Genomic DNA, 24,063 nt, shown 5'->3' with positions numbered 1-24,063 from the left:
GATGACGCTCCGTCGCCGCACCATTCTGGCCGCCTCCGCCGCGGCGCTCGCCGCCCCCGCGCTGCATGTCCGCGCGCAGGGTGCCGCGCTGCGTTTCAGCCACACCGACACCGCGATCGGCAGCCGGCAGAAATCGGCCGAGCTGTTCGCCGCCAAGGTCGCCGAATACTCCGGCGGGCGGCTGCGCGTGCAGGTCTACCACTCGGGCCAGATCGCGAACGATCCGAAGGCGGTCGAGCAGCTCCAGCTTGGTGGGCTCGACTTCACCGTCACCGGCACCGGCACCTATGCCACGCACAACCGCGCCCTCAACCTTTCCGCGTTGCCCTATCTCGTCGACACCTACGAACAGGGCTGGGCTCTGTACGACACGTCTGCGTGGTTCAAGCGCGAGTTCGAGGCCCTCGAGTCCAAAGGCATGCGCATCCTCGCGACCTGGGAGGCCGGGTTCCGCAGCTTCACGACCAAGATGCCGCTGAACAGCCCGGCGGATGCGCGTGGGCAGAAGATGCGCATCTTCCCGAACGACATGATCCGCTGGATCATGGAATCACTTGGCTTCAACCCGGTCGTGCTGCCAGTGACCGAGGTCTATCTCGCGATCCAGCAGGGCACGGTGATCGGCCAGGAGAACCCGGTCGACACGATCTACAGCCAGCGCTTCTACGAGGTCGCGCCGCACATCACGCTCACGCAACATGTCTACAGCCCGATCCCGCTGTCGATGGCCGAGCGCACCTGGCGCCGCCTGTCCGAGCGCGATCGCGAGGCAGTGACGCGGGCGGCGATCGAGGCCGCAGGGTTCTGCCGCCGCGAGGTGCGCTCCGCCGAGGAGGGCCAGCTCAAGGAGATGGAGAGCAAGGGCGCCAAAATCGCACGTCCCGACATCGCCGCGTTCCGCGAGGCGGTGAAGCCGGTCTATGAGCGTGCGCGTGGTCAGTACGGGGCCGCGGTCGACGAGCTGCTCGCCGATGCGCAGAAGCTGCGCGAGGCGCTGCCGGCGCGGAGCTGACGCTGCTTTCGCGCCTGACCCGCGACGAGCCGCTGCCGCTTGCCCTGCTCGGCATCGTGATCGATGCGGCGATCACGGTGCTGGGCGCGGCGGTGGCCGTGCTGGTGTTCGGCAACGTCCTCAGCCGCTTCGTGTTCAACTTCGATGTCGCCTGGTCCGGAGAGCTCGCCTCCTTCGCGCTGGTCTGGGCGACCTTCCTCGGCGCGGCGGCGGCCACGCGGCGTGGCGCACATATGCGCATCGGCGAGATCCTCGAGGCGCTCGCGGGCCGGCCGCGCGCGGTCGCCGAGATCATCGTCGCGCTCGCCGTCATCGCCGTGCTGCTGCTGCTTGCCGGTTACGGCACGGTGATCGCCGAGCGGCAGTGGGCGCAGCTCACGACTGTGCTCTACTGGCCGCAGGGGCTGCTCTACGCGGCCATGCCGGCGGGTGCGGCGGTGACGCTGCCGTTCGTGCTGCGCGACCTCGTGCGGGCCTGCCGCGCGCTCGCCTGAGATGCTGCTCGCGGTCATCTTCGGGGTGTTCTTCGCCGTCGCGCTGGCCGGCGTGCCGCTCGTCTGGGCGCTGATCCTGACCACGCTGATCGTCAACGAGCTCGTCGACTTCCCCTATCCGATCGAGGCGATCGCGCTGAACGTGATCGGCGGGGTCGAGCCGTTCCATCTCGTCGCCGTGCCGCTCTTCATCGTCGCGGGCGAGCTGGTCGGGCGCGGCGGCGTGGGCGAGCGCATGATCGGCTTCGCGCGCACGCTGTTCGGCTTCCTGCCGGGGGGCTTAGGCATCGTCACCGTCGCCTCCTGCATGCTGTTCGGTGCGGTCTCGGGCAGCGCGATCGCGACCGCGGCGGCGATCGGCCCGGTGATGGTGCCAGGCATGGTCGCGCGTGGGTATACGCGTGCCTTTGCCGGCGCGTTGATCGCGGCTGCCGGCACGCTCGGGGTCATCATCCCGCCCTCGATCCCGATGCTGGTCTACGGCTTCGTCGCCAACGTCTCGGTCGCCGAGCTGTTCCTCTCGGGGATCGTCCCCGGCGCGCTGTTCGGGCTCGCGCTGATGATGGTCTGCGCCTGGGTTGGCCGCTCCACCGGCTGCGATCCGGGCGGGCCGCCCGCGGGCTGGTGCGAGATCGCCGCCGGCGCGCGTGACAGCCTACCCGCGTTGCTGATGCCGCTGATCGTGCTAGGCGGCATCTACTCCGGCGTCTTCACCCCGACCGAGGCGGCGTCGGTCGCCACCGCCTATGGGCTGGTGATCGCGCTCTTCCTTTATCGCACCATCGCCCCGCGCGAGCTGCCCGGGCTGATCCTCCAGGCATTCATCACCAGCGCCACAGTGCTGCTGGTGATCGGCGCGACCAATGCGCTCGCCTGGGTGATCACGCTCGAGCAGGTGCCGGTGCAGCTGACCGAGCTCGTCCAGGCGATCGCGCCGAACAAATGGGTGTTCTTGGGTCTGCTCAACATCGTGCTGCTGGTGCTGGGCATCTTCCTGGAGCCCCTGCCGGCACTGGTGCTCGCGGCACCCCTGTTCCTGCCTGCCGGGCAGGCGTTCGGCGTCGATCCGGTGCACATGGGCCTGATCTTCACCTGCAATCTCGCGATCGGCCTCTACACCCCGCCCGTCGGCGGCACGCTGTTCGTCGCCGCCAAGCTCGCCGATGTCGGCATGGGCGCGATCAGCCGTGCGCTGATCCCCTTGTTCGTCGCGAGCCTCGGCGTGATGCTGGCGGTCACCTATGTCGAGGCCCTGCCGATGGGGATCGTCTGGGCGTTCCGCTGAGCAGAGAGGCGCCGATGTGGGAAGTCTTCGCCGTCAAGTATGCCGAGAACACCGGGCGACGGCGGCGCAACCACTTCATCGTCCAGGACGACCTGCACGACACGCCGCACCCGATCTTCTACTACGTCTGGGCCGCGCGCCGGGGCGACGCGGTGGTGGTGTTCGACACCGGCTTCGCGCGCGAACTCGCCGCCCCGCGCGGCGCCACCTACGAACGCACCCCCGCCGAGGCGTTGGCCGCGATCGGCATCGACGCGGGCGCCGTGCGCAACGTGGTGATCACCCATTTCCACTACGACCACGCCGGCGGCATCGGCGCCTTCCCGAACGCCCGCTTCCACGTCCAGGACGCCGAGATGGCCTACGCCACCGGCCGCTGCATGCTGCATGCGCATCTGAAGAAGCCGTTCCTCTGCGAGGACGTCACCGCGCTGGTGCGCGCGCTCTACGACAGGCGGATGGTGTTCCACGACGGCGACGCCGAGCCCTGGCCGGGCATCCGCCTGATGCGCATCGGCGGACACTCGGCGGGGCTGATGGCGGCGCGGATCGACACCGCCGACGGCCCCATAGTGCTCGCCTCGGACGCTGCGCATTTCTGGGAGACGCTGGCCGGCGAGCCCTTTCCGATCGTCTATGACATGCGCGCGGTGCTGGAGGGCTACCAGCGCCTGATCCGCGAGGCCGGCGGCGATCCGAACCGCGTCGTGCCGGGCCACGACCCGGCGGTGATCCGCCGCTATCCCTCGGCCGGGCCCGGCTTGGAGGGGGTGGCCGTCCGGCTTTCCGGCCCCGCCGTCTGATCTGCCCGCGCGCGCGCCTGGGCCTTGCGGCGGCGCAGGTTCTCGCGCAGCGCCGCGGCGCGACGGGCCGCACGCGCCTCGGCCTCGGCGCGGCCGCGCTCGCTCGAGGTTGGGGGCGGCTTCTCCGGCATGGCGCGATCTCGTGCGAAGCTGCCCCGGCCGTCAAGCCGCCGCCGGAGTCGTGATGCGGATCCTGCTGGTCTACTGCCATCCGCGCGAGGACAGTTTCTGTGCCGCGCTTCGCGATGCGGTGCGCGACTCGCTCGCCGCCGCCGGCCACACCACCGAGCTTATGAACCTCTACGCGCAGGGTTTCGTGCCGGCGCTCTCGGCCGAGGAGCGGGCCCGCTACCACACCGAGGGCGAAAACCTTGCCGGCGTGGAACAGCATGTCGCGCGGCTGCGCGCCACCGATGCCCTGGTGCTGGTCTATCCCACCTGGTGGTACGGGATGCCGGCGATGCTGAAGGGCTGGTTCGACCGGGTTTGGCTTCCGGGCGTCGCGTTTCGTCTCGGCGAGCTCGCAATCGAGCCGCTGCTGACCAACATCCGTCGGATCGCCGTAGTGACGACCTACGGCAGCCCCTGGTGGCTGCTCTGGTATCTCGGCCGGCCGGACCGCAAGCTGATCGGGCGGGGGCTGCGCCGACTCTGCGCGCGTGGCTGCCGGCTCGAATGGATGTCACTGACGCGGATGGACCAGCGGACGCACGACGAGCGCGCGGCGTTCCGCGACCGCGTCGCTGCGGCGTTCCGCCGCTGGTGAGATCGGCGCGCGATCCCTCGCCGGGAGAGATGCGGTCGGCGGCCGGGATCGGGCTCTCGACCGGCATGGGCGCACCGGAGAGCCAGAACCGATCGGCGAGGGAGACCGGGGCGGCATGCTCCGGCGGCGACAGGCGATCGCTGCCCGGCCGCGTTCGGGCATCGCCGGCGAGCCATTGCGCCATCCGCGCGGGCAGGTCCGGTGCGGCGCTGACCGGCAGGCCGCGCGCGGCAAGGTCGCTCGCCAGGTCCTCGTCCAGCGGGAGATACCGATTCGAGTCCTCGACCGTGCCGGCGACTGCGTCGGGCAGACAGAGGGCGCAGGCGCCGCAGACGAATCGCTCCGGCAAGATCTGGGCGGCCTGGGCCCGCGCTTCCCCGGCGCTGATCTGCAACCGCTGGAACCGGTGGAGCGGACGGCGGCTGCGCGTCGCAGCCGATCGCCAAGCGGGTCGTTGGTCACGCTCGATGTCGACGACGCGTGCCCGTTGCCGGCGTGCAGGAGGGCCCCGGACTCGTCGCGACTGAGTTGCTGCGGCAGACCGACACTGGCGTGCCCCAACCCAGCTCGCTCGCGCACCGCGGTCCCTGCCTCGCTGGCCTCGAAGGGCGGCGGCGCAGCCTGATCTGACCGGAAGGACGGCGCTGGCTCAGCCCGCGTCGATCCCGACCAGCGCGTCGAGGTCGCGGTAGTCCGGCGGTGTCGTGTCGATCGGCCGCCCGCCGCGCAGCACGATCCGGTCGGACTGCCCGCGCGCGAGGAACTCGTGCCAGAGCCGCGCGCGGAACAGCACGAGATCGGCCGGAACGCCGACGCGGATTGCGCCGCGCTCGGGCAGCCCCATCACGGCGGCCGGCGTCGCCGTGACCGTGTCCGGCCAGTCGCCGAGCGGATGGTCGAGCTGCGCGATCCGCACGGCCGACTGGAGCACCTCCACCATGTCGTGGTCGCCATAGGCGTAGAAGGGATCGCGGCAGTTGTCGGAGGCGACGGAGACCGGCACACCGGCGGCGGCGAGCTCGTGCAGCAGCGTCACCCCCCGCCAGCGCGGCGTGCGGCTGGGCGTGCGGTCCTGGAGGTACATGTTGCACATCGGCAGCGACACCACCGTGATGCCGGCCTCGCGCACGAGCCGGATCGTCGCGTTGATCACTGCGTCGGGCTGGAGGCTCAGCGAGCAGATGTGGCCGACCTGGAGGCGGTGCTGGAAGCGGCGCCGGATCGCGGTGCGGGCGATGATCGGCAGGGTGGCGGCGGCGGTCGCGCCGCTCTCGTCCACGTGCAGGTCCATGTCGAGCCCGCGCGCCTCGGCGAGCGCGAAGGCGTGGTCAAGCAGCTCCTCGAAGCCGGGCGGGATGGCGTCGTGGCCGCCGCCGGCGAAGCGGGTGACGAAGCCGAGCACGCCGCCGTGCTCGGCGACGAGGTCCGCGAGCGCCGCGCCATCCTCGCCGGCGAGCCGGTCGATCGGGCAGATCGAGACACCTTGGAGGTCGATCCTCCCGGCCCAGGCGTCGCGCAGCTCGGCGAAGACGCGCCAGGTGCTGCGGCCGTGCGGCAGGTAGGTATCGAGATGTGTCCGGATTGCCGCCGTGCCGTGCGCATAGGCGCAGCGCAGCCCGAACGCGAAGCGCGCGCGCGTATCCTCCTCCGACCAGTGCGCCTCGCGGTCCGCCATCACGGCGCTGAGCGCGCCCCTGAACGTGCCGTCGGTGTTCGGGCTGCGCGGCCAGATATGCCCCTTGTCGAGATGCGTGTGCACGTCGACGAAGCACGGCAGCGCCATCCCGCCGTCCAGCGACGGGCCGTCAGTGGCGGCGCCGACCGGCGCGATCGCGGCGATGCGGCCACGCTCGATGCGCAGATCGACGCGGTCGAGCCGCTCGGCGGGCGTGCCGGGAATGCGGGCGTCGCGCAGCCAGTAGCCGCCGGAAGCCGGGATCGCGGGCGCCGTCATCCCTCGCGCCTGAGCGCGCTTTCGTGCCAGTGCCGCAGCGCCAGATGCTGGATCAGCCCGAGCACCAGGAAGATCGCGATGCCGGTGAGGCAGATCAGCAGCAGGGCGGCGAACATGCGCGGGATCTGGAGCTGGTAGCCGGCTTCCAGGATGCGGTAGGCGAGGCCGGAGGCGCGCCCGCCCGTGCCGGCGACGAACTCGGCAACGATCGCGCCGATCAGCGCGAGCCCACCGGAGATCCGCAAGCCGGCGAGGAACAGGGGCATCGCCGAGGGCAGGCGCAGGAACACGAGCTGCTGGAAGCGGCTCGCGCGGTAGAGCCGGAAGAGGTCGACGAGATTGTGGTCGGCGCTGTTCAGCCCGAGCGTGGTGTTGGAGAGGATTGGGAAGAACGCGACGATCCAGGCGCAGATCAGCAGGGCGACGCGGATGTCGTCCACCCAGATGATGATCAGCGGCGCAATCGCGACGATCGGCGTGACTTGCAGCACCACCGCATAGGGGAACAGCGAGAGCTCGATCCATTTCGACTGCGCGAACAGCACCGCGAGCGCGAGCCCCAGCACGGCGGCGACGGCGAGCGCGGCGAAGGTGATCTGGAGCGTGATGCCGAGCGAGACCGACAGGCTGTGCCAGTCGCCGACCAGCGTCCGCCAGATCACCGACGGCGGCGGCAGCACGTAGTGCGGCACCTCGTTCACCCGCACGGCGATCTCCCAGGCCGAGAGCGAGAGGAGACCGATCAGCAGCGGCATCAGGATCTTCGGCCAGGTCTCGACGGGCAGGAACAGCACGCGCCGGACCGGCGGCGGGGAGGGGGTTGCATCGAGGGTGCGCGGGATCATGCCGCCATCGCCTCCTCCAGCGCGGCGCTGACGGTCCGGCAGAGCGCCGCATAGTCCGCCGAGGTGCGGAACGCCTCGTCGCGCGGATAGGGTGCCGCGATCGCGATCTCGCGCTCGATCCGTCCCGGCCGCGCCGCCATCACCGCGATCCGGCGCGAGAGATAGACGCTCTCGAACACGGAGTGGGTGACGAAAACGACCGTCACGCCGGTCTCCTGCCAGATCGCCAGCAGGTCGTTGTTCAGCCGGAACCGGTTGATCTCGTCGAGGGCGGCGAAGGGCTCGTCCATCAGCAGGATGTCGGGCCGGGTGACCAGCGCGCGCGCGATCGAGACGCGCATCTTCATGCCCCCCGAGAGCGCGCGCGGATAGGCGTGCTCGAAGCCGGCGAGCCCCACTTGCCGCAGCGCCTCGGCCGCGCGATCGAGCCGCTCCGAACGCGCCATCCCTTCAAGCCGAAGCGGAAGGGCCACGTTCTTCAGCGTCGTGGTCCAGGGCATCAGCGTCGGCTCCTGGAACACGAAGCCAAGGCGTGGATGCGCGACACCAGTGGCGTCGTGCTCGGCACGCGGCCAGTCGAGCGCGCCGGCGGATGGCGCGATCAGCCCCGCGATGATGCGCAGCAAGGTGGACTTGCCGCAGCCCGACGGCCCCAGCAGCGCGACGAAGTCGCCGGTCTCGATCGTCAGATCGACGCCACGCAGCGCGAGCGTGCCCGTGGCGAAGCGCTTCTCCACGCCGCGTAGCACCACCAGTGCTCGGGTCGGGGCCGACGCGAGCGTATCCCCTGTCGTCGGCCCCAGGTGGTTCACAGCCCGACGCGGCGGTTCACGAAGTCCAGGCTGTAGGCATTGCGGATCGCCATGCCGGCAGGATAGACGCCGGCCGCTACCATGGTCGTGTAGAACCGGTCCCAGCGCTCATGCGTCATCGCGCCGATGCCGAGCTGCTCGGCATCGCCGGACAGCACGATGCCCATCCGGTTCATCTCGTCGATCGCGTAGTCGATCTTGAGTTGTGTCATCTCGGGGTTGTCGCGCATGATCAGGGCGTTCGCCGCGCCGATGTCCTGCTTGCGCATGTACTGGGTCCAGCCCTCCATGGTCGCGTCGACGAAGCGCTGCACCAGCTCCCTCTTCTCCTCGACCATGCGGCGGCTGATGTTGATGGTGGTCTGGTAGTTCTCGTAGCCGGCGTCCGCGATCAGGAACACCTTCGGGTTGGCGCCGGCCTCGCGCGCCGCATAGGGCTCGGAGGAGAGGAAGCCCTGCTGGATGGCCATGCGGTCCTGGAGGAAGGGTGCGAGGTTGAAGGTGTAGGGGCGGATCTGATCGTCGGTGAAGCCGAACTTCGCCTTCAGGAACGGCCAATAGGTGACGCGGCCCTCGGGGCTGACCAGGATCGGCCGTCCCTTCATGTCCTCGAACCGCTCGATCCCATTGCCCGCGTGTGTGATCAGCACCTGCGGGTCCTTCTGCATGATCGCGCCGATGGTCAGGAAGGGCAGGTTCTCACGCACGTAGTTCAGCGCGAGGAAGCCGTTCGACATGATCATGTCCACCCGGCCGGCGAGCAGCAGCTGGCTCGGATTCTGCTGTGGCCCGCCCATGCGCAGATCGCACTCGATGCCGTAGCGGCGATAGATGCCGGCCGCGACCGCCTGGTAGTAGCCGCCATGCTCGGCCTGGGCGCGCCAGTTGGTCTGGAAGCTGACCTTGTCGAGGGTCTGCGCCGAGACACGGGCTCCTGCCACGGGCACGAGCGCCGATCCGCCCAGAAGCCCGAGCGCCCGGCGCCGGTCGATCCGCCATGTCGTCCTCATCGATCTCGCTCCCTGTTCGTCGGTCGGGGTGTCGCGCAAGGTGCCGGCTGGCGCAATCCAGCGTGGCCAAAGAGATGGTTAGCAATCGCCGTGCCGGAACCCCGCCGCTGCGCGCAGCCGTTTCGGCTGGCAAGGCTGCCCGCATTCCAGGCATGACGCCATCCGGTTCGTCGGGACTTGCGCCGCCGCCGCGCCGCGGCGCAGGGTCCGGCTGATGCAGCCCCCCTGCGCCTGCTGCCTGCCGCGGCTCGGCCGGCGCCGCCTCGTCGCGACATTGGCCTGCACCCTGGCGATGCCCGCAGCCGCCCAGCCGGCCTCGACCGAACCGCGCCGCCTGGTGCTCGCCAACATCCACACCGACGAGCGGTTTGACGGCATCTACTGGCGCGACGGCGCGCACGACACCGAGGTCATGGCACGGATCGCATGGCTGCTGCGCGATCGCGAGGAGAACCTCGCCGGCGCGATCGACCCCGCCCTGATCGACACGCTCTGGCTGCTCGACCGGCGGGTGCCCGGGCGCGGCTTCGAGGTGGCCTCGGGGTACAGGACGGCGCGGACCCAGGCGGCGCTGGCCGCGCGCTGGGGCCGTGCCGCCTCGAACAGCCTGCATGTCCAGGGCAGGGCGGTGGACGTGCGCCGCCCGGGACTGCACGCGCTGGGTCTGGTCGGCGCGGCGTGGCAACTCGGCCGCGGCGGTGTCGGCGTTTACCGCGGCGCAAGCCCGTTCGTGCACCTTGATACGGGTCCACGGCGGCGCTGGTGAAGGCACCGCAGCCGCGCTATCCCGATCCATCCTCGAACCACTGTCCCAAGGTTGTCGATGCCCGATACCCATCTCGTAACCGGCGGCGCCGGCTTTGTCGGCAGCCACCTCGTCCTTGCGCTGGTCGCGCGCGGCGACCGTGTGGTCGTGCTCGATGATCTCTCGACCGGCCACGCCGCCGCGGTGCCCGCGAGCACCGAGCTGATCTCAGGCCGGATCGGCGATGCCGACGCGCTCGCCCATGCCTTCGCGCTCGGTCCGTTCGCCTCGGTGTTCCACTTCGCCGCCCTGTCCCTGGTCGGCGAGTCCATGCGCGAGCCCTATCGCTACATGGCCGAGAACGCTCGCAACGGTCTTGCGCTGATCGAGGCCACGATCGCGCATGGGGTGAAGCGCTTGGTGCTCTCTTCCACCGCCGCGCTGTTCGGCGCGCCGAGCACCATTCCCATCCCGGAGGAGGAGCCGGTCGATCCCGGCTCACCCTATGGCGAGAGCAAGGCGTGGCTCGAGCGCGCGCTCGTCTGGGCCGAGCGTGTCCACGGCCTGCGCTCGGCCGCCTTGCGCTACTTCAACGCCGCCGGTGCCGATCCCGGCGGACGTCTCGGCGAGGACCATCGGCCTGAGACGCACCTCATCCCGCTGGTGCTCGACGCCGCCTCAGGCCGCCGCCCGCCGCTCACCGTGTTCGGCGACGACTACCCGACGCCGGACGGCACTTGCATTCGCGACTACATCCACGTTGCTGATCTGGCTGAGGCGCATCTGCTAGCGCTGGAGGCACTGAACGAGCGCAGCGTGCGCTACAACCTCGGCAACGGCACGGGTTACTCGGTGCGCCAGGTGATCGCGACCGCCGAACGCGTCACCGGCCGCGCGGTGCCACACACGATCGGGCCGCGCCGCGCCGGCGACCCGCCGGTGCTGGTCGCCTCCAGCCGGCGCATCCGCGAGGAGCTCGGCTGGACGCCGCGCTATCCCGCGCTGGAGACGATCATCGCGGATGCCTGGGCCTGGCGGCAGGCGCATCCCGAGGGTTACCGCTGACGCTGTCGCTGTCCGGGCCGAGTGGGGTCAGGCGCAGCCCCGGGCGCAGCCGCCGGTAGGGGAAGGCCCGGTTGTCGGCGAGATGATGGCCGGGCGCGGCGGTCACGATCACGGTCTCGGCGAGTGGCGCGAAGTCAGCCCGGAAGTGGACCGAGCTCTTCAGCGCAAGGATCCTCTGCCGGGCCGGGTCGATCCCGAGATGGCGGAACGGCGCCTGGTCGTGCGCCTGCATCCGCTTGCTGGTGACCGCGATCGACACGCCGCCGATCCGCAGCAGCGCCATCCGGCCCAGATCCGCGTCACGCCCGCCGGCCACCGGGCCGGTGGTGCGGAAGCGTCCGCTGCCGAGCCGCACCACCTCGAACCGTCCCGCGAACGGTACCACACCCTCGGGTCCGTGCCGCCCGCCGAGCGCGAGATCGAGCATCTTGCCCTCGCCGGCACGGTGCGCCGTTTCGGCGACCTCGGCGTCGCAGACGTAGCCGAGGGCGGCGCCCTCGGCACCGGCCGCCACCAGCGCCGCGAGCAGCCCGGTGGTATCCGCGCTGCCGCCCGCGCCGGGATTGTCCTGCGTGTCCGCGATGATCACCGGCCGGGTTGCGGCTGCGGCGATCCGCATCGCCTCGGCGACCGCCTGATCGGGCGAGAGCACCGGCTGCGCGAACTCCGGCTCGGCGAGCGCGATCACGCGCGCGAGCTCGTCGGCGGCAGCGTCGGCCGTCGCCTGGCTGGTTGCGTAGGCGATCACCGACGGGCCGCACCACCAGATGTCGGACGGCGGGAACCCGGCGAGATAGTCGAGGCCGATCAGACCCGATGCCCGCGCGGCTGACTCGATGCGCTCGGTCTCGGCGATGATGGCGGCAGACGGCAGCGCCTCGGTGCACTGCGCGTGCAGCGGGATCAGGAACGGCAGCTTGCGGAGCGCCCGCCCGGCCGGGCGGCCGTGGGCCAGCACCCACGCGACACGTGCGGCGGCACGCTCGCCGGTTTCCCGTCTATCGACATGCGGATAGGTCCGGAACGCTGTGACCGCGTCGGCGAGGGCGAGGATCGCAGGCGTGAGCGTGGCGTGATAGTCGACCGACACGACGATGGGCGTCTCCGGCCCCACGGCCGCGCGCACCCGGCGCAGGAGCTCGCCTTCGCCGTCCTCGAAATCCTCGGTCACCATCGCGCCGTGCAGGTCGAGATAGACCGCATCCACCGGGAGGGCGAGCGAGAGCCGCCCGACCATCTCGCCGGCGATCCGTTCGAACGCGTCGCGCGAGACCGTCGCCCCCGCCCCGCCCGAGGTCCAGACGAGCGGCAGGACCTCGTGCTGCCCGGCGAGCACGTCGAGGAACGCGGAGAGCGGATAGCCCGCGCTCGGCATCCACGCGAAGAGATCGTCGCCGCGGATCAGCGGCGGGCGGTCGCGCTGCACGGTGAAATAGGCGAAGTCGGTCAGGCCCGGGGTGAAGGTGTTGGTCTCGTGGTGGAACCCGCCGACCGCGATCCGTGCCATGTCCCCCCCTCGCTGCTCAGCGCAGCGTCTCGTCCACCACCACGACGACCTTGCCGCCGGCGCCGGCCTCGACAAACTCGTGCGCCTCGACGATCCGATCGAGCGGCAGCGCGGCCGCGATCGCCGGCGTGAGCCAGCCCTCCGCGAGGGCGCGGTTCGTTGCGTCAATGCCCGTCGCCAGCAAGCCCCCGCGCAGGACCATGCCCTGGACGAAATGCAGCGTGCAGCCCTTCAGCGCGAAGCCGTAATAGTCCAGCACGGGGGTGCGGTTGGTGGTCGAGGAGTAGGATGCCACCACGCCATGGCGCTTGATGACCGCGATATCGGTCGCCTGGTTCGCCGCGAAATCGACCTCGACGATGCGATCCACGCCACCGCTGAGTGCAAGGATCTGCGCGGCTACGTCGGGCGCGCGGTAGTCGACGACGTGGTGTGCGCCAGCTTCGCGCGCAATCGCCTGCTTCTGCGGCGTCGATCCGGTCGCGATCACCGTGACGCCGGGGGCACGCGCGGCGAAGCGCACGGCGCAGGCACCGACGGCGCCCGCCCCGCCCTGGATCAGCACGGTGCTGCCCGCGGCCAACGGACCGTCCATGAACAGCGCGGCGTGCGCGGTGAGTGCGGGCACGCCGAGCGCGGCGCCGATCGTGAACGGCACCCCGTCGGGCAGCCTCGGTGCCTGATGGTTCTTCACCACGCAGAACGCGGCGGCCGTGCCCCGGTTCGCCACGGCCGAGCCGCCGCGGAACAGCCAGACGCGCTCGCCGATCCGCGCTGGATCGACGTCGGGCCCGACCGCCTCGATCACGCCGGCACCGTCGGAGTGCGGCACCACCGGCTCCGAGGGCGGCGGCACCGGCATCCAGCCCGAACGCCTCTTGACGTCATGCGGGTTCACGCCGGAGGTCGCGATGCGCACCAGCACTTCGCCTTCCTTGGCGAGGGGGCGCGGCATCGTGCCGAGCTCCAGCACCGCGCCCGCGGGGCCTGGGGTGCGCCAGAATGCGGCCCGCATGGTCGGCTCGGTCATCGTCCCTCTCCCTCCTGTGCGGGCGGCAGGTCGCGCCAGCGCAGGCACGCGACCACCTGGCCCTGCCCGGCGCCGGTGGGTTCCAGAGCGGGCCGTGTGCGCGCGCATGCGTCCACGGCAAAGCTGCACCGGGTGCGGAATGCGCAGCCCGACGGAACGTTCACAGGCGAGGGAGGATCTCCCGGCAGCACGGGCGTCTCCTTGAGCGCGCCTGGCGTGAGCTTAGGCGCGGCGGCAAGCAGCGCGCGCGTGTAGGGGTGCGCGGGTGCGGCGAAGATGCGCGCGGTCTCGCCGATCTCGACGATGCGGCCGAGATACATGATCGCCACGCGCTCGCACATGCGCTGCACCACCGAGAGGTCGTGGCTCACGAACAGATAGGTCAACCCCAGCCGTTCGCGCAGGTCGCGGAACAGGCGCAGCACGGTCGCCTGCACGGAGAGATCGAGCCCGGAGGTCGGCTCGTCGAGGATGATCACGCGCGGCTCGAGCACGAGGATGCGCGCGAGCCCCACGCGGCGCTGCTGCCCGCCAGAGAGCTCGTGCGGATAGCGCCGCCGGAACGACGGATCGAGTCCTACGGCATCCAGGATCGTGTCGATGCGCCGGTCGCGCTCGGCCTGATCGGCGACACCGTGAATGCGCAGCGCCTCGTCGAGCGCATGACCGACGCTCCACCAGGGATCGAGCGAGGCGCCCGGGTCCTGGTGCACGTACTGCACGGCGCGTCGCAGCCGCCGCGCCTGGATCGGATCGACCCCAGAGACCACGCGCCCGTCGAGCCGGATCTCGCCGTCGCCCTCGCGCAGCAGCCCGAGCGCGGTCTTGGCGAGCGTGGTCTTGCCGCAGCCGGACTCGCCGACGAGGCCGAGCGCCTCGCCTTCGATCAGTTCCAGCGATACACCGTCCACCGCGCGCACCAGCGGCCGGGGCTTGCCAAGAAACGGCCGGCCGCCGCCAAGCACGGTGACGACATCGCGAAAGGCGAGGATCGGCGCGGTCATCGCGTCGCCGTCGCGGTGGCGGGCTCGTCATGGAGCACGCAGGCGACGCTGTGGTGCGCGGCGGGCTCGCGCGTTGCCGGACGCGCGGCGGCGCAGGCGTCGCGTGCCTCCGGGCAGCGCGGATGGAAGCGGCACCCCGAGGGCGGGGCGAGCGGCGAGGGGACCGCGCCCGGAATCCCGGCGAGATCGGCCGCGCGATCGGGATGGCAGGCCAGCAGCATGCGCGCATAGGGGTGAAGCGCGGTTCCCAGCACCGACGCGACGGGACCGCTCTCGACCGTCTGGCCGGCATACATCACGGTCACGGTGTCGCAGAGCTGCGCGACCACGCCGAAATCGTGCGTCACGAACACCATCGACAGGCCGAAGGTCTCGGCGAGGTCGCGCAGCAGCTTGAGGATCTGCAACTGCGTCGTGACGTCGAGCGCGGTGGTCGGCTCGTCGGCCAGGATCACCTTGGGCCCGCAGGCCAGCGCCGCCGCGATCAGCAGGCGCTGGCGCTGCCCGCCCGAGAACTGGTGCGGGTAGCGCTCCAGCGCCTCCTCGGCGTCGGCAAGCTGGACCGCGCCCAGCATCGAGATGAGATGCGCGCGGTGTCGCGCGCGCGTCGTCCGGTCGATGCGTCCGCGGGAGGGGGGCGATTCGCCGGGCAGGCCGTGCCAGCGCAGCAGCTCCATCATCTGGTCGCCGACGCGGAACACGGGGTTGAGCGCCTGGAACGGGTCCTGCGGAATGAAGCCGATCGCCCGGCCACGGACCTCCCGCGTCATGGACTCGCGCGGCAGGGTGAGCAGATTCTGCCCCTCGAACAGGATACGACCGCGATCGATCGTGCTGCGCCTCGGCAGCAGGCCCAGCACCGCCTTGATGAGCGTCGACTTGCCGCAGCCGCTCTCGCCGACCACGCCGTGGATCGACCCGGGCCGCAGCACCAGATCCGCGCGATCGATGATCTGCGCGTGGCCCTCATCGGTGCGGACCGTGACGGAGAGATCCTCGATCGCGAGCAGTGGCGCGCTCATCGCGACCGCCTCAGCCGCGGATCGACCAGGTCGCGCAAGCCGTCGCCGAACAGGTTGAACCCGAGCACGGTGACCAGGATTGCGAGCCCAGGAAACATCGCGAACCACCACGCCTCCGGCAGGTAGTTGCGGCTCTCGGCGATCGCGAGGCCCCAGTCGGGATCAGGCGGTGCCGCGCCGATGCCGAGGAAGCCGAGCACGGCCGTGGTGAGGATCGTGAAGCCCATGCCGATGGTCGCGCGCACGATCACCGGTGAAGCGACATTGGGTAGCACATGGACGACGAGGATGCGAACCTGCGAGGCGCCGATCCCTTGCAGCGCCTCGACGAACAGCGCGTGCCGAACCCGTCGCGCCTCGGCGTAGACGGTACGCGCGAAGAACGGCCAATAGGTCAGGGCGAGCGCCAGCATCGCACTTTCGAGGCCACGGCCGATCAGCTGGGCGATCGCCAGCGCCAGGATCAGCTGCGGCACCGAGAGGAACACATCGACCAAGCGCATGAGCGCCTCGCCAGTGAGCGAGCTGGTGTAGCCGGCGTAGAGCCCGATTGGCACGCCGATCGCCATCGCGAACGCGACCACCGAGAGTGCCACGATCAGCGCCCCGCGCGTGCCGAGGATCACGCGCGAGCAGATATCGCGGCCGAGATTGTCGGTGCCGAACCAGAACTCCGCGGTCGGTGGCCGCAGCCGGGCCATGATGTTGCTGTCGAACACCGCCTCGGGCCTGGGCGTCAGCCAGGGCGCAAACAGGGCGGTGAACACCACGAGGATGATGATCGTGAGGCCGAAGACGGCCGGCACGTCGCGCAGGAACTTCCGCAGCAGAAGCATCCGCGCTCCTGCCTAGACGCTCTCGCCGACGCGCGGGTCGAGCAGTGCGAGCACCACGTCGACCACCAGGTTGACCAGCGCGTAGATCACGCCGACCACCAGCGTCACGGCCAGGATCGCCTTGTAGTCGGAGGTGTAGATCGCCTGCACGGCGTAGCTGCCAAGCCCCGGCCAGTCGAAGATCCACTCGATCGCAACCGCCCCGGCGATCAGCCCTCCGAACAGGAGGCCGATCTGGGTGGTCGCCGCCACGACCGAGTTGCGCAGCACATAGACCCAGACGATGCGTCGCTCCGGGTAGCCGGCCGCCCGGGCGTAGGACACGAAGTCCTTCTGCATCGTGTCAAGCACGCCCGCACGGGTGAACCGCGCGATGGTCGCGAGCCCGCCCAGCGAGAGCGTGAAGGCCGGCATGATCAGGTGTTCGAGCGCGTTGACGAAGGTGGCGAAGCGGCCGGTGAGCAGGCTGTCGACCAGGTAGAGGCCGGTGATGAAGAGCGGAGGATCGACGCCGACATCGAGCCGGCCGCGGAGCGGCAGGATGTCGAACTCCATCGAGAAGGTGAGCTGGAGGATGATCGCGAACCAGAACGAGGCAATCGCCAGCCCTGCCACCGTGACGACGCGGATCACGTGATCGAATGGCGAGTTGTGCCAGACGGCCGCCAGCGTCCCAAGGGGGATGCCCACAGCCGCGGCGAACAGCAGCGCGGCGAAGGTGAGCTCGATGGTGGCCGGCAGGCGGAGCGCGATGTCGGCCGCCACCGGCCGGTTGGTGAACAGCGAGGTGCCGAGATCGGCGCGCAGCACCTGGCCGACATAGATCAGGAACTGTCGCCACAGCGGCTGGTCGAGGCCGTACGCGGCGCGGATCGCGGCGATCTGCTCGGGTGTCGCATTCTCGCCGGCGAGTGCTGCCGACGGGTCTGCCGGCAGGACATGCAGCATGAAGAAGGTCAGCACCATCAGCCCAAGCAGTGCCGGCAGCGCCAGGATCAGTCGGCGCAGGACGAAACGGACCATGGCGTCTCCCGGGGGCGGTGCAATACGTGCGGCCAATGGGCGGCGGGAGCGCCCGCTCCCGCCGCTGCACGCCGCACTAGTTGCTCAGCGAGACGCCGCGCAGTTCGCCGCCCGAACCGACCGGCGAGAACTGGTAGCCCTGCACACGGTTGCTCAGGCCGCGCAGCTGCACCGTGTTGTAGATCCAGATATCGGCCGCGTCCGCGACGACAATGCGGGAGGCCTGCTCGTAGAGCTGCTTGCGCCGGCTCTGATCAGTGATCGCGCGGGCTTCGCGCAGCATGCGGTCGACCTCGTCGTTCTTGTACCAGGACGATGCCTTCCAGGTGCCGTGGAACTGGCTGTCGTACATCTGGCCGATCCAGTTCTCGGGATCGACGAAGTAGGTCGAGACCCAGTGCACCCACATGTCCGGCGTCGTCTCGGCCCGACCCGTGGAGGTGGTCAGGGTCGGCCAGGTGCTCGGCACGATCTTCATGGTGATGCCGATCCGGCGCAGGTCGGACTGGAACAGCTCTGCCGCCTGGGTGGTCTGCGCGAGCTGGCTCTGGATGTGAATCTCGATTTCGCGGTTCACCGGTGCGCCCTCCGCCCGTGCCTGGTCGCAGGCGGCGCGCGCCTTTTCCAGATCGAACGGGTAGCCCTCGACATCGGCGGGCGCCCCCCAGAGGTTCTTGGGGATCGGGCCGCCGTTGCGCACCGCGTAGTCCTTCAGGATGCCGCTGATGAAGCCCTGGTAGTTGAAGGCGTGGGACAGGCAGCGGCGGAAGTTCGCGTTGTCGAACGGTGCGCGCTGGTTGTTCATGCGGATCACCATCACGCGCATGCTCTCGTCACGTGCAACCCGAACGCCGCGCGCACGCGCGACTCGCTCGACCATATCCGTCGGCAGGTAGCTGTCGGTCGCGTCGATGTCGCCGCGCAGCAGCGCGTTGACGCGCGTGGTCGTCTCGAGGATCGGGCGCGAGCGGATCAGTTCGATCGGTCGCGGGTTGTGCGACCAGCCCATGAAGTGCTCGGCATTCCGGGGCAGATCGGCGAGCTCCTGCGGCCGATAGGTCGCCGGATCCAGCCGGTAGGCGCCCGAGCCGGCGGCGTTCGAGGCGAGCCACGCCGTGCCCCAGTCATTGTTGCGCTCGTTTGCCTTGACGAGCTTCGAGTTGAGGATCGCCACCAGCGGGATCGCGGCCAGGAACGGCGCATAGGGCGACTTGAGCTGGAAGCGCACCGTCTGCCTGTCCGGCGCCGTGATGCCGGAAGGGTCGAGGATCGGCAGGAAGGCAGCCGAGGGACCGCGCCGCAGCGCCAGCACGCGCTGGAAGGAATAGACCACGTCCTCGGCCGTCAACTCGGTGCCGTCGTGGAAGATCGTGCCTGGGCGGAGCGTGAACGTCCAGGTCAGCCCGTCGGCGCTGACCGTATGGCCGGTCGCAAGCCACGGCACGAGGTCGGGCGGGTTGCCTTGGTAGCGATAGAGCTCGTCATAGACGTTGAGCTGGATGAACTGCATCGGCACATCGGCGATGACGTGCGGATCGAGCCCACCCGGAAGCTGGTCGCCCCAGACGATCTCATTGGCGCGCCGTTGCGCCTCGGCAGGCGGCGCCCAGAGCCCGGCGGCGGCGATGGCGCTTGCCGCCGCCAGAAGAAGGAGTTTGCGTCGCATCGTCGTTCTCCCCGTCGTTGCAGCTCACCAGAAGTCCCGTGCCCGCGGTCGTTCCGCTCTCGTTCGCCCCAGGCCAGGTCAGGCCAGGTAGGGCTTCTCGGGCGGTTCCGGCCACGCGGTACGGGCATGGGAGAGCCCCATGTCCAGCAGTATCTCGGCGGTCTTCAGTGCCGCGAGCACGGGGCTGACCACGGGCAGGCCGAGCCGGTCGGCGAGCGGCCGCACGATCCCCATGAACGCCATGCTCATGCAGCCCATCACCAGCACATCCGCGCCATCCTCCTCGACGCAGCGCTGCGCGACGGTGACGATCCGGTCCATCGCGTCGTTCGCGCGGCGCGCCAAGTCGACCACGCTCACGCCCACGCCGCGGATCGAGGCGAGACGCTCGGCGACACCCATGGCGCGCAGCCGCGGCGTGTGCCGCTTCACCGCACTGTCGAGCGGCGAGAGGATGGAGAAGCGCTCGCCAAGCTGAAGTGCCAGCATCACGCTGCTCTGGCCCGGGCCGACCACGGGCATGCGCACGCTCTCGCGCACGGCATCGAGCGCGGGATCCGAGAAGCATCCGACAATGCCAGCACTCGCGCCCTGCGCGGCCGCTTCCCGCAGCCCGGCGACGATGTGCGGCGACACCGCCACCGCATCACGCTCGCTCTCGATCGAGGGGTAGCCCGCGGCCGCCGAACGGACCTCGATGCGCGTGCGGGCGTCGGCATGGGTCTGGAGGAAGTCCCGGCGACGCTCGATCTCGGCGGTGCCGAGCACGCGCTCCATCGGCGCGACAAGCTGATAGCAGATCCAGCGCTCGTGCCCGGGTCCGGTGGTCATGGCGCGCTCCGCTCTCGGCCACCGGGCATCGCGGTCACCGCAACCTGGCGAGCGCGTCGCCGATCAGCAGGCAGGAATCCGCCATCGCATCCGCCACGCGGTTGCGGGCGCGAACCAGCTTGGTCTCAAGCATCCAGCGCGCCTCGCCGTCCGCCAGGCCGGCGAGCTCGGGCACGTCGTACAGGCAGGGGATCATGGTGGTCTGCGGCGTGTAGCCATAGGGATCGTGGCCATAGGTGCCGATCGCGGTGCTCTGCAAGGGGACGAGGATGCGCGAGAGGCGCTTCATGGTCGCGTTCAGAAGTCGCGCGACGTCGTCGCTACCTCGGCCGCCGGCGAAGGCCGCGGCCTCCGCGGCCGCGCGCGCGTCGAGCCTTGCCGCCTCCGCGGCGAAGCGCTTGGCGGCGGCGAGCGCGCTCTCCAGCCCGGCCGTGCTGCCGGCAGGAGCGAGTTCCGCGAGCCGGCCCACCACCTGCTCGGCCACGGGAACGAAGCGGAACGGCAGCACCGGCGCGGTGCAGAGCTCCCACAGATAGGCGCCATAGATGCGGATGTGCTCCTGCATCAGCGCCCAGTCCATCTTGTCGAGCCGGTTCTCGACCGAGTGGTGCCACCAGCCGAGATTGGCGAGTGCGGTTGCCTTCAACTCGGCCTCGGTGAACGAGCCTTCGCCGTGGAACATCGGGATGCCGATGCCGAAGAACGACGCGTCGCCGTTCTTGGCCGAGCGCTTCCACTTCGCCTTCTTCGCGCCCAGCAGGCGCTTCTCGATCGCGCTGTGGAACGCCTTCAGCTCCGCATTCGAGGCGGTGGACCATTCCGTCGCGCCGATGAACGCGGGCTGGTCGATCTGGAGATAGGCAACACAATGTGCGCGCAGCCGGTCCCAGTTGTGGTCGCAGAACCAGGAGGAGCCGGCCATGGTGCCGGTCTCGTGCGCGGTCCAGAAGCCGAAGGTGATGCCGCGCCGGAGCGCGTCGCGGTGACGGTTGAACACGCGCGCGAGTTCGATGAAGCAGGCATTGCCGGCCGCATTGTCGGTCGCGGCCTCACCCGGCCAGGAATCCTGGTGCCCGCCGACCAGCACGAAGTCGTCGGCCTCCGGGCTGGTGGTCGGTGCCGGCATGGTGGCGACCGTGATCTGCACGGGATGCCAGCCATTCTCGACATGCGTGCGAAACCAGAGCCTGACCGGCCCCTTGCCAAGCATCTCGCGCAGCGTCAGACCTGCCGTGCGCGCGATGCCGATGCAGGGGATGGTCGGCATCTCGGTCCTGACATTGTCGGGCGTGGGATTGCCCCAGACCGGCTTGACCGAGCCGAACGGCACTGCGGTGTTCTCCGGGTGCCCCCAGTTCATCATCACCGCGCCGATCGCGCCCCTCATGCCGGCGATGCGCTGCTTCTCGTGCCGCGCCGGCGAGTAGGAGAGCTCGGTCAGGATGATCTTCCCGCGTGCATCCCTGCCGGCGTAGTCGGAGAAGGCTCCGCCGCCGACATCGAGCAGCTCGCCATCGATCCCGTCTTCAAGCGTGAGCAGGCTGTGGCCAAGCGTGTTGGCCTGGATGCCCATCTCCACCGGTGCGACGACGCGGCACTCGGCATGCTTCGGGAACGAGACGATCGCCGGAAGCTCATGGATGGCTGCGTCCGCGAGGCCGGCAGTCAGCATCGCGTCACGCGAGTACTCGGCCATGCGTCGGCCATTGGCCGATCCGGCGGCGCGATAGGGGATCTCGGTGACGATCCGCTCGACATGGAGGCGGATGTTGTCGGCCGACACTTCCGCAAGGATCGCGGCTTCGTTCACCTCGGATCGCTCCCCGACATCAGCCCTCGCACATCGGCGCTTGGACGGAGGCTAGCACGAACTGGAGGGGCATCAAGGCGCATGGCAGACATGGCCATGGGCCGTGACCGGCCGATCGCTGTGGTACTGCTCGGACGCTGCGCGTTCCCTACGCAAGCACGGCCAGGACGATCCCCGCCGTGGCGATCGCGCCGCCCGCCATCCTGACGGCAGTGCGCGTCGTTGCCCGTGCATGGCCGCTGAGCAGGACGCCGAGCCCGTGCAGCGCGGCCGTCGCGGCCAGGAAGCCGAGGCCATAGCCGACGGCGTCCTCGGCAACCATCTCGGTGCCGTGCGCGTGGCCGTGCAGCAACCCGAACAGGGCCGCAAGCGCGGCGCCGGCCAGCGGCTTCAGGTGCAGGGACACGGCGGTCAACGCGCCGACCACGATCACCGAGGCGAGGATTCCGGCCTCGACCAGCGGCAGCTCGATGCCGCGCACCGCCAGCACCGCGCCCGCCGCCATCGCGAGCAGGAAGGCGCACGGAGTGGCGAGGCGGGCGGCACCACCGAGCAGCCCGGCCCAAAGGCCGATCGCGAGCATCGCCAGCAGATGGTCGAGGCCGGTGATCGGATGCAGCAGACCGGCCGCCAGGCCGCTCGTGCCGCCCACGCCGGTATGCGCGATCGCTGGCGTCGCCGCGAGCAGCGTCCCGGCCAGAACGAGCCCGTGCATCAGGCGACCGCCGCGCGTGAGGCGGGCGCGATCCCGCCCGCATCCAGGATGAAGCCAGCGATCTCGTCCACGCCCTGGTTCTCCTTCAGATTGGTGAACAGGAAGGGCCGCGCGCCGCGCATCCGTCGCGCGTCGCGGTCCATCACCGAGAGGTCAGCACCGACCAGCGGCGCAAGGTCGATCTTGTTGATCACCAGGAGGTCGCTGCGCGTGATCCCGGGCCCACCCTTGCGCGGGATCTTGTCGCCCGCCGAGACGTCGATGGCGTAGATCGTCAGGTCGGCGAGCTCCGGACTGAACGTGGCGGCAAGATTGTCGCCGCCGCTCTCGATGAACAGGATCTCGAGCTTCGGGAACCGCGCCACCATCTCGGCGACCGCGGCGAGGTTGATCGAGGCATCCTCACGGATCGCCGTGTGTGGGCATCCGCCCGTCTCCACGCCCATGATGCGCTCCGGCGCAAGCGCGCCCGACCGAGTCAGGAACTCCGCGTCCTCCCTGGTGTAGATGTCGTTGGTGATCGCGGCGATGTCGTGCGCCTCGCGCAGACGCTTGCAGAGCCGGTCCACCAGGGCCGTCTTGCCCGAGCCCACCGGCCCGCCGACGCCAACGCGGAACGGTCCGGAGACGGAGCGGGTCATGAGCGGAACAGCCTCGTGTACTGGGTTTCATGGCGTATCGAGAGCAGGTCGAGCATCGGCGCGGCGGTGCCGATCGTGTCCAGGTCAGCGGCGATGCCGGCCTCCATGGCCATGGCAATGACGGGCACGAGCGCCGCAGTGGCGAGCTGCCCGTCCGTCTGGCCGAGCGGCACAAGGCGCACACCTGCCGACACGAGGTTCGCGGCGAAGCCGGTGAGATACCCGAACAGCGCGTCGCGCAACCCAATGCCGTGTGTGGCGGCCGCCGAGCCGAAGGCAACCGGATGGGCAATGGTACGGCCGTGGCGGGCGAGCAGCCCGGCGAGGCGCGGTGCCGGCCACGCAGCGGATGTGACGGCGACGAAGGCGCCACCCTGCATTACCGTCTCCAGCGCGGTCTCGGCGGTGCCACGCCAGGCCAGCGCGATCTCGGCGATCGCGTCGAGTGCGCCATCGTCGCCGGCGTCCACCGCGCGCCAAGCGGCGGCGAGCAGCGCCGCATCGACTGCGCCGGCACCGTCCCGCAGCACCGTCGCGATGTAGGCCATCAGATCGCAGCGGTCGCGCACTAGGCCATCCTGGACCGCGCGCTCGATCCCGTGGCTGAAGCTGTAGCCGCCCACCGGATAGGCGGGCGAACACCACGCAAGCAGCCGTGCGAGCGATGCCTCAGTCGTGATGCTGGTGGCCATGGTCGTGGTGTCGATGCGCATGTGGGTGGTCGGGCTGGTGATTGTGCTCGCCATAGGCGCCGCCTTCCGGATCGAACGGTGCCTGCACGGGACGGACGGTCGCGCCGAGCCCGCGGAGCATCGCGACGATCACGTGGTCATCGCGGATCAGCAGGCGCGATCCGTCGATCTGCACCGGCAGATGACGGTTGCCGAGGTGCCAGGCGAGGCGGGCGAGCTGCTCGGCAGAACTACCGGTCACTTCGACCAGCGCCTCCGGCGCGGCGCGCACACGCACGACCCCACCATCCTCGAGCGCGAGCCCATCGCCGTTGCGCAGTACCGTCGCCTCGGGCAGGTCGAGCAGGAACCGCAGCCCTCCATCGGCGGTGTAGCTGCGCCGGCGGCGGAACCGGTCGTCGAAACCGAGGGTGATCGTGTCGCGCGTGAACGCATCGTTCCAGGAGCCCGGAGGCAGGATGGTCGCGGCCCGCACCAGGAGTTCGCTCATCGTCG

24 protein-coding genes are annotated in these 24,063 nt (G+C 70.2%); 7 read left to right on the top strand and 17 right to left on the bottom strand.

Annotated features, from left to right (window positions below; genetic code table 11):
* The first annotated feature begins 1 nt into the window (after position 1).
* From ACTIFU_RS04200 to ACTIFU_RS04180, 5 genes are all read left to right on the top strand, one after another.
* Complete coding sequence (locus tag ACTIFU_RS04200; RefSeq protein ID WP_439577036.1) at positions 2–1,012, top strand: TRAP transporter substrate-binding protein; 1,011 nt, start codon at positions 2–4, stop codon at positions 1,010–1,012.
* 56 nt (positions 1,013–1,068) lie between these two features.
* Positions 1,069–1,506, top strand: coding sequence for a TRAP transporter small permease (locus tag ACTIFU_RS04195; protein ID WP_439577035.1), 438 nt, complete (start codon positions 1,069–1,071; stop codon positions 1,504–1,506).
* A 1-nt stretch (position 1,507) separates the two neighbouring features.
* Positions 1,508–2,791, top strand: a complete 1,284-nt coding sequence (locus tag ACTIFU_RS04190) for a TRAP transporter large permease (protein WP_439577034.1) — start codon at positions 1,508–1,510, stop codon at positions 2,789–2,791.
* A 14-nt stretch (positions 2,792–2,805) separates the two neighbouring features.
* Positions 2,806–3,594: an N-acyl homoserine lactonase family protein gene (locus ACTIFU_RS04185; RefSeq protein ID WP_439577033.1), complete on the top strand. Its 789-nt coding sequence runs from the start codon at positions 2,806–2,808 to the stop codon at positions 3,592–3,594.
* Positions 3,595–3,778: 184 nt separating this feature from the next.
* Positions 3,779–4,360 (top strand): NAD(P)H-dependent oxidoreductase, encoded by a 582-nt coding sequence (locus ACTIFU_RS04180; protein ID WP_439577032.1) that lies wholly within the window; start codon positions 3,779–3,781, stop codon positions 4,358–4,360.
* Between the two features lie 649 nt (positions 4,361–5,009).
* Here ACTIFU_RS04180 and ACTIFU_RS04175 read toward each other — a convergent pair.
* The 4 genes from ACTIFU_RS04175 to ACTIFU_RS04160 all read right to left on the bottom strand — a co-directional run bounded on the left by ACTIFU_RS04175 (position 5,010) and on the right by ACTIFU_RS04160 (position 8,981).
* Positions 5,010–6,314, bottom strand: a complete 1,305-nt coding sequence (locus ACTIFU_RS04175) for a cytosine deaminase (RefSeq protein ID WP_439577031.1) — start codon at positions 6,312–6,314, stop codon at positions 5,010–5,012.
* Entirely contained in the window at positions 6,311–7,069 is a 759-nt protein-coding gene (locus ACTIFU_RS04170; protein WP_439577047.1) for an ABC transporter permease, read from the bottom strand. The genes ACTIFU_RS04175 and ACTIFU_RS04170 overlap by 4 nt, the downstream gene beginning before the upstream one ends.
* Positions 7,070–7,155: 86 nt before the next feature.
* On the bottom strand, positions 7,156–7,914 hold the full coding sequence (locus tag ACTIFU_RS04165) for an ABC transporter ATP-binding protein (RefSeq protein WP_439577046.1): 759 nt from the start codon (positions 7,912–7,914) through the stop codon (positions 7,156–7,158).
* Between the two features lie 53 nt (positions 7,915–7,967).
* Positions 7,968–8,981 (bottom strand): ABC transporter substrate-binding protein, encoded by a 1,014-nt coding sequence (locus ACTIFU_RS04160; RefSeq protein ID WP_439577030.1) that lies wholly within the window; start codon positions 8,979–8,981, stop codon positions 7,968–7,970.
* Positions 8,982–9,195: 214 nt separating this feature from the next.
* Between ACTIFU_RS04160 and ACTIFU_RS04155 the strand changes: the two genes are divergently transcribed.
* Positions 9,196–9,747 carry a DUF882 domain-containing protein gene (locus tag ACTIFU_RS04155; protein ID WP_439577029.1) on the top strand — a complete coding sequence of 184 codons (552 nt, stop codon included), beginning with the start codon at positions 9,196–9,198 and terminating at the stop codon, positions 9,745–9,747.
* Positions 9,748–9,804: 57 nt separating this feature from the next.
* The gene (gene galE, locus ACTIFU_RS04150) at positions 9,805–10,791 is read left to right on the top strand and encodes a UDP-glucose 4-epimerase GalE (protein ID WP_439577028.1); all 987 of its coding nucleotides are present in this window, start codon (positions 9,805–9,807) and stop codon (positions 10,789–10,791) included.
* On the opposite strand, the gene ACTIFU_RS04145 is transcribed toward galE, so the two are convergent.
* The 13 genes from ACTIFU_RS04145 to ureE all read right to left on the bottom strand — a co-directional run bounded on the left by ACTIFU_RS04145 (position 10,739) and on the right by ureE (position 24,058).
* Positions 10,739–12,298 (bottom strand): M81 family metallopeptidase, encoded by a 1,560-nt coding sequence (locus ACTIFU_RS04145; RefSeq protein WP_439577027.1) that lies wholly within the window; start codon positions 12,296–12,298, stop codon positions 10,739–10,741. The two genes, galE and ACTIFU_RS04145, sit on opposite strands and share 53 nt — an antisense overlap.
* Positions 12,299–12,314: 16 nt before the next feature.
* Positions 12,315–13,328, bottom strand: coding sequence for an NADPH:quinone reductase (locus tag ACTIFU_RS04140; RefSeq protein WP_439577026.1), 1,014 nt, complete (start codon positions 13,326–13,328; stop codon positions 12,315–12,317).
* A complete protein-coding gene (locus ACTIFU_RS04135; RefSeq protein WP_439577025.1) occupies positions 13,325–14,332 on the bottom strand; it encodes an ABC transporter ATP-binding protein in 1,008 nt (335 codons plus the stop codon). Before ACTIFU_RS04135 ends, ACTIFU_RS04140 begins: the two co-directional genes overlap by 4 nt.
* Positions 14,329–15,354, bottom strand: a complete 1,026-nt coding sequence (locus ACTIFU_RS04130; RefSeq protein WP_439577024.1) for an ABC transporter ATP-binding protein — start codon at positions 15,352–15,354, stop codon at positions 14,329–14,331. The genes ACTIFU_RS04135 and ACTIFU_RS04130 overlap by 4 nt, the downstream gene beginning before the upstream one ends.
* The gene (locus ACTIFU_RS04125; protein ID WP_439577023.1) at positions 15,351–16,190 is read right to left on the bottom strand and encodes an ABC transporter permease; all 840 of its coding nucleotides are present in this window, start codon (positions 16,188–16,190) and stop codon (positions 15,351–15,353) included. The genes ACTIFU_RS04130 and ACTIFU_RS04125 overlap by 4 nt, the downstream gene beginning before the upstream one ends.
* Positions 16,191–16,202: 12 nt before the next feature.
* The gene (locus ACTIFU_RS04120; RefSeq protein WP_439577022.1) at positions 16,203–17,213 is read right to left on the bottom strand and encodes an ABC transporter permease; all 1,011 of its coding nucleotides are present in this window, start codon (positions 17,211–17,213) and stop codon (positions 16,203–16,205) included.
* A gap of 76 nt (positions 17,214–17,289) precedes the next feature.
* A complete protein-coding gene (locus ACTIFU_RS04115; protein WP_439577021.1) occupies positions 17,290–18,879 on the bottom strand; it encodes an ABC transporter substrate-binding protein in 1,590 nt (529 codons plus the stop codon).
* Between the two features lie 78 nt (positions 18,880–18,957).
* Positions 18,958–19,710 (bottom strand): aspartate/glutamate racemase family protein, encoded by a 753-nt coding sequence (locus tag ACTIFU_RS04110; RefSeq protein ID WP_439577020.1) that lies wholly within the window; start codon positions 19,708–19,710, stop codon positions 18,958–18,960.
* Between the two features lie 34 nt (positions 19,711–19,744).
* Positions 19,745–21,520: a M28 family peptidase gene (locus ACTIFU_RS04105; protein WP_439577019.1), complete on the bottom strand. Its 1,776-nt coding sequence runs from the start codon at positions 21,518–21,520 to the stop codon at positions 19,745–19,747.
* A 148-nt stretch (positions 21,521–21,668) separates the two neighbouring features.
* On the bottom strand, positions 21,669–22,235 hold the full coding sequence (locus ACTIFU_RS04100) for a HupE/UreJ family protein (RefSeq protein WP_439577018.1): 567 nt from the start codon (positions 22,233–22,235) through the stop codon (positions 21,669–21,671).
* The gene (gene ureG, locus ACTIFU_RS04095) at positions 22,235–22,876 is read right to left on the bottom strand and encodes an urease accessory protein UreG (RefSeq protein WP_439577017.1); all 642 of its coding nucleotides are present in this window, start codon (positions 22,874–22,876) and stop codon (positions 22,235–22,237) included. Before ureG ends, ACTIFU_RS04100 begins: the two co-directional genes overlap by 1 nt.
* Positions 22,873–23,622, bottom strand: coding sequence for an urease accessory protein UreF (locus tag ACTIFU_RS04090; protein WP_439577016.1), 750 nt, complete (start codon positions 23,620–23,622; stop codon positions 22,873–22,875). The genes ureG and ACTIFU_RS04090 overlap by 4 nt, the downstream gene beginning before the upstream one ends.
* Positions 23,546–24,058 (bottom strand): urease accessory protein UreE, encoded by a 513-nt coding sequence (gene ureE / locus ACTIFU_RS04085; RefSeq protein ID WP_439577015.1) that lies wholly within the window; start codon positions 24,056–24,058, stop codon positions 23,546–23,548. The genes ACTIFU_RS04090 and ureE overlap by 77 nt, the downstream gene beginning before the upstream one ends.
* Between the last annotated feature and the right edge of the window lie 5 nt (positions 24,059–24,063).

The organism is Elioraea sp. (genome assembly GCF_051860475.1).
Classification (GTDB): domain Bacteria; phylum Pseudomonadota; class Alphaproteobacteria; order Acetobacterales; family Acetobacteraceae; genus Elioraea.
The sequence above is the reverse complement of the archived record's forward strand: the minus strand, read 5'-3'. Positions and strand labels throughout refer to the sequence as shown.

Bases quoted from the DNA above. Each gene is read 5' to 3' on its own strand.
- ACTIFU_RS04200 (WP_439577036.1), top strand. From the start codon at position 2: ATGACGCTCCGTCGCCGCACCATTCTGGCCGCCTCCGCCGCGGCGCTC.
- ACTIFU_RS04190 (WP_439577034.1), top strand. From the start codon at position 1,508: ATGCTGCTCGCGGTCATCTTCGGGGTGTTCTTCGCCGTCGCGCTGGCC.
- ACTIFU_RS04185 (WP_439577033.1), top strand. From the start codon at position 2,806: ATGTGGGAAGTCTTCGCCGTCAAGTATGCCGAGAACACCGGGCGACGG.
- ACTIFU_RS04180 (WP_439577032.1), top strand. From the start codon at position 3,779: ATGCGGATCCTGCTGGTCTACTGCCATCCGCGCGAGGACAGTTTCTGT.
- ACTIFU_RS04175 (WP_439577031.1), bottom strand. From the start codon at position 6,314: ATGACGGCGCCCGCGATCCCGGCTTCCGGCGGCTACTGGCTGCGCGAC.
- ACTIFU_RS04170 (WP_439577047.1), bottom strand. From the start codon at position 7,069: ATGCCGCTGCTGATCGGTCTCCTCTCGCTCTCGGCCTGGGAGATCGCC.
- ACTIFU_RS04160 (WP_439577030.1), bottom strand. From the start codon at position 8,981: ATGAGGACGACATGGCGGATCGACCGGCGCCGGGCGCTCGGGCTTCTG.
- ACTIFU_RS04155 (WP_439577029.1), top strand. From the start codon at position 9,196: ATGCAGCCCCCCTGCGCCTGCTGCCTGCCGCGGCTCGGCCGGCGCCGC.
- galE (WP_439577028.1), top strand. From the start codon at position 9,805: ATGCCCGATACCCATCTCGTAACCGGCGGCGCCGGCTTTGTCGGCAGC.
- ACTIFU_RS04145 (WP_439577027.1), bottom strand. From the start codon at position 12,298: ATGGCACGGATCGCGGTCGGCGGGTTCCACCACGAGACCAACACCTTC.
- ACTIFU_RS04140 (WP_439577026.1), bottom strand. From the start codon at position 13,328: ATGACCGAGCCGACCATGCGGGCCGCATTCTGGCGCACCCCAGGCCCC.
- ACTIFU_RS04135 (WP_439577025.1), bottom strand. From the start codon at position 14,332: ATGACCGCGCCGATCCTCGCCTTTCGCGATGTCGTCACCGTGCTTGGC.
- ACTIFU_RS04130 (WP_439577024.1), bottom strand. From the start codon at position 15,354: ATGAGCGCGCCACTGCTCGCGATCGAGGATCTCTCCGTCACGGTCCGC.
- ACTIFU_RS04125 (WP_439577023.1), bottom strand. From the start codon at position 16,190: ATGCTTCTGCTGCGGAAGTTCCTGCGCGACGTGCCGGCCGTCTTCGGC.
- ACTIFU_RS04120 (WP_439577022.1), bottom strand. From the start codon at position 17,213: ATGGTCCGTTTCGTCCTGCGCCGACTGATCCTGGCGCTGCCGGCACTG.
- ACTIFU_RS04115 (WP_439577021.1), bottom strand. From the start codon at position 18,879: ATGCGACGCAAACTCCTTCTTCTGGCGGCGGCAAGCGCCATCGCCGCC.
- ACTIFU_RS04110 (WP_439577020.1), bottom strand. From the start codon at position 19,710: ATGACCACCGGACCCGGGCACGAGCGCTGGATCTGCTATCAGCTTGTC.
- ACTIFU_RS04100 (WP_439577018.1), bottom strand. From the start codon at position 22,235: ATGCACGGGCTCGTTCTGGCCGGGACGCTGCTCGCGGCGACGCCAGCG.
- ureG (WP_439577017.1), bottom strand. From the start codon at position 22,876: ATGACCCGCTCCGTCTCCGGACCGTTCCGCGTTGGCGTCGGCGGGCCG.
- ACTIFU_RS04090 (WP_439577016.1), bottom strand. From the start codon at position 23,622: ATGGCGAGCACAATCACCAGCCCGACCACCCACATGCGCATCGACACC.
- ureE (WP_439577015.1), bottom strand. From the start codon at position 24,058: ATGAGCGAACTCCTGGTGCGGGCCGCGACCATCCTGCCTCCGGGCTCC.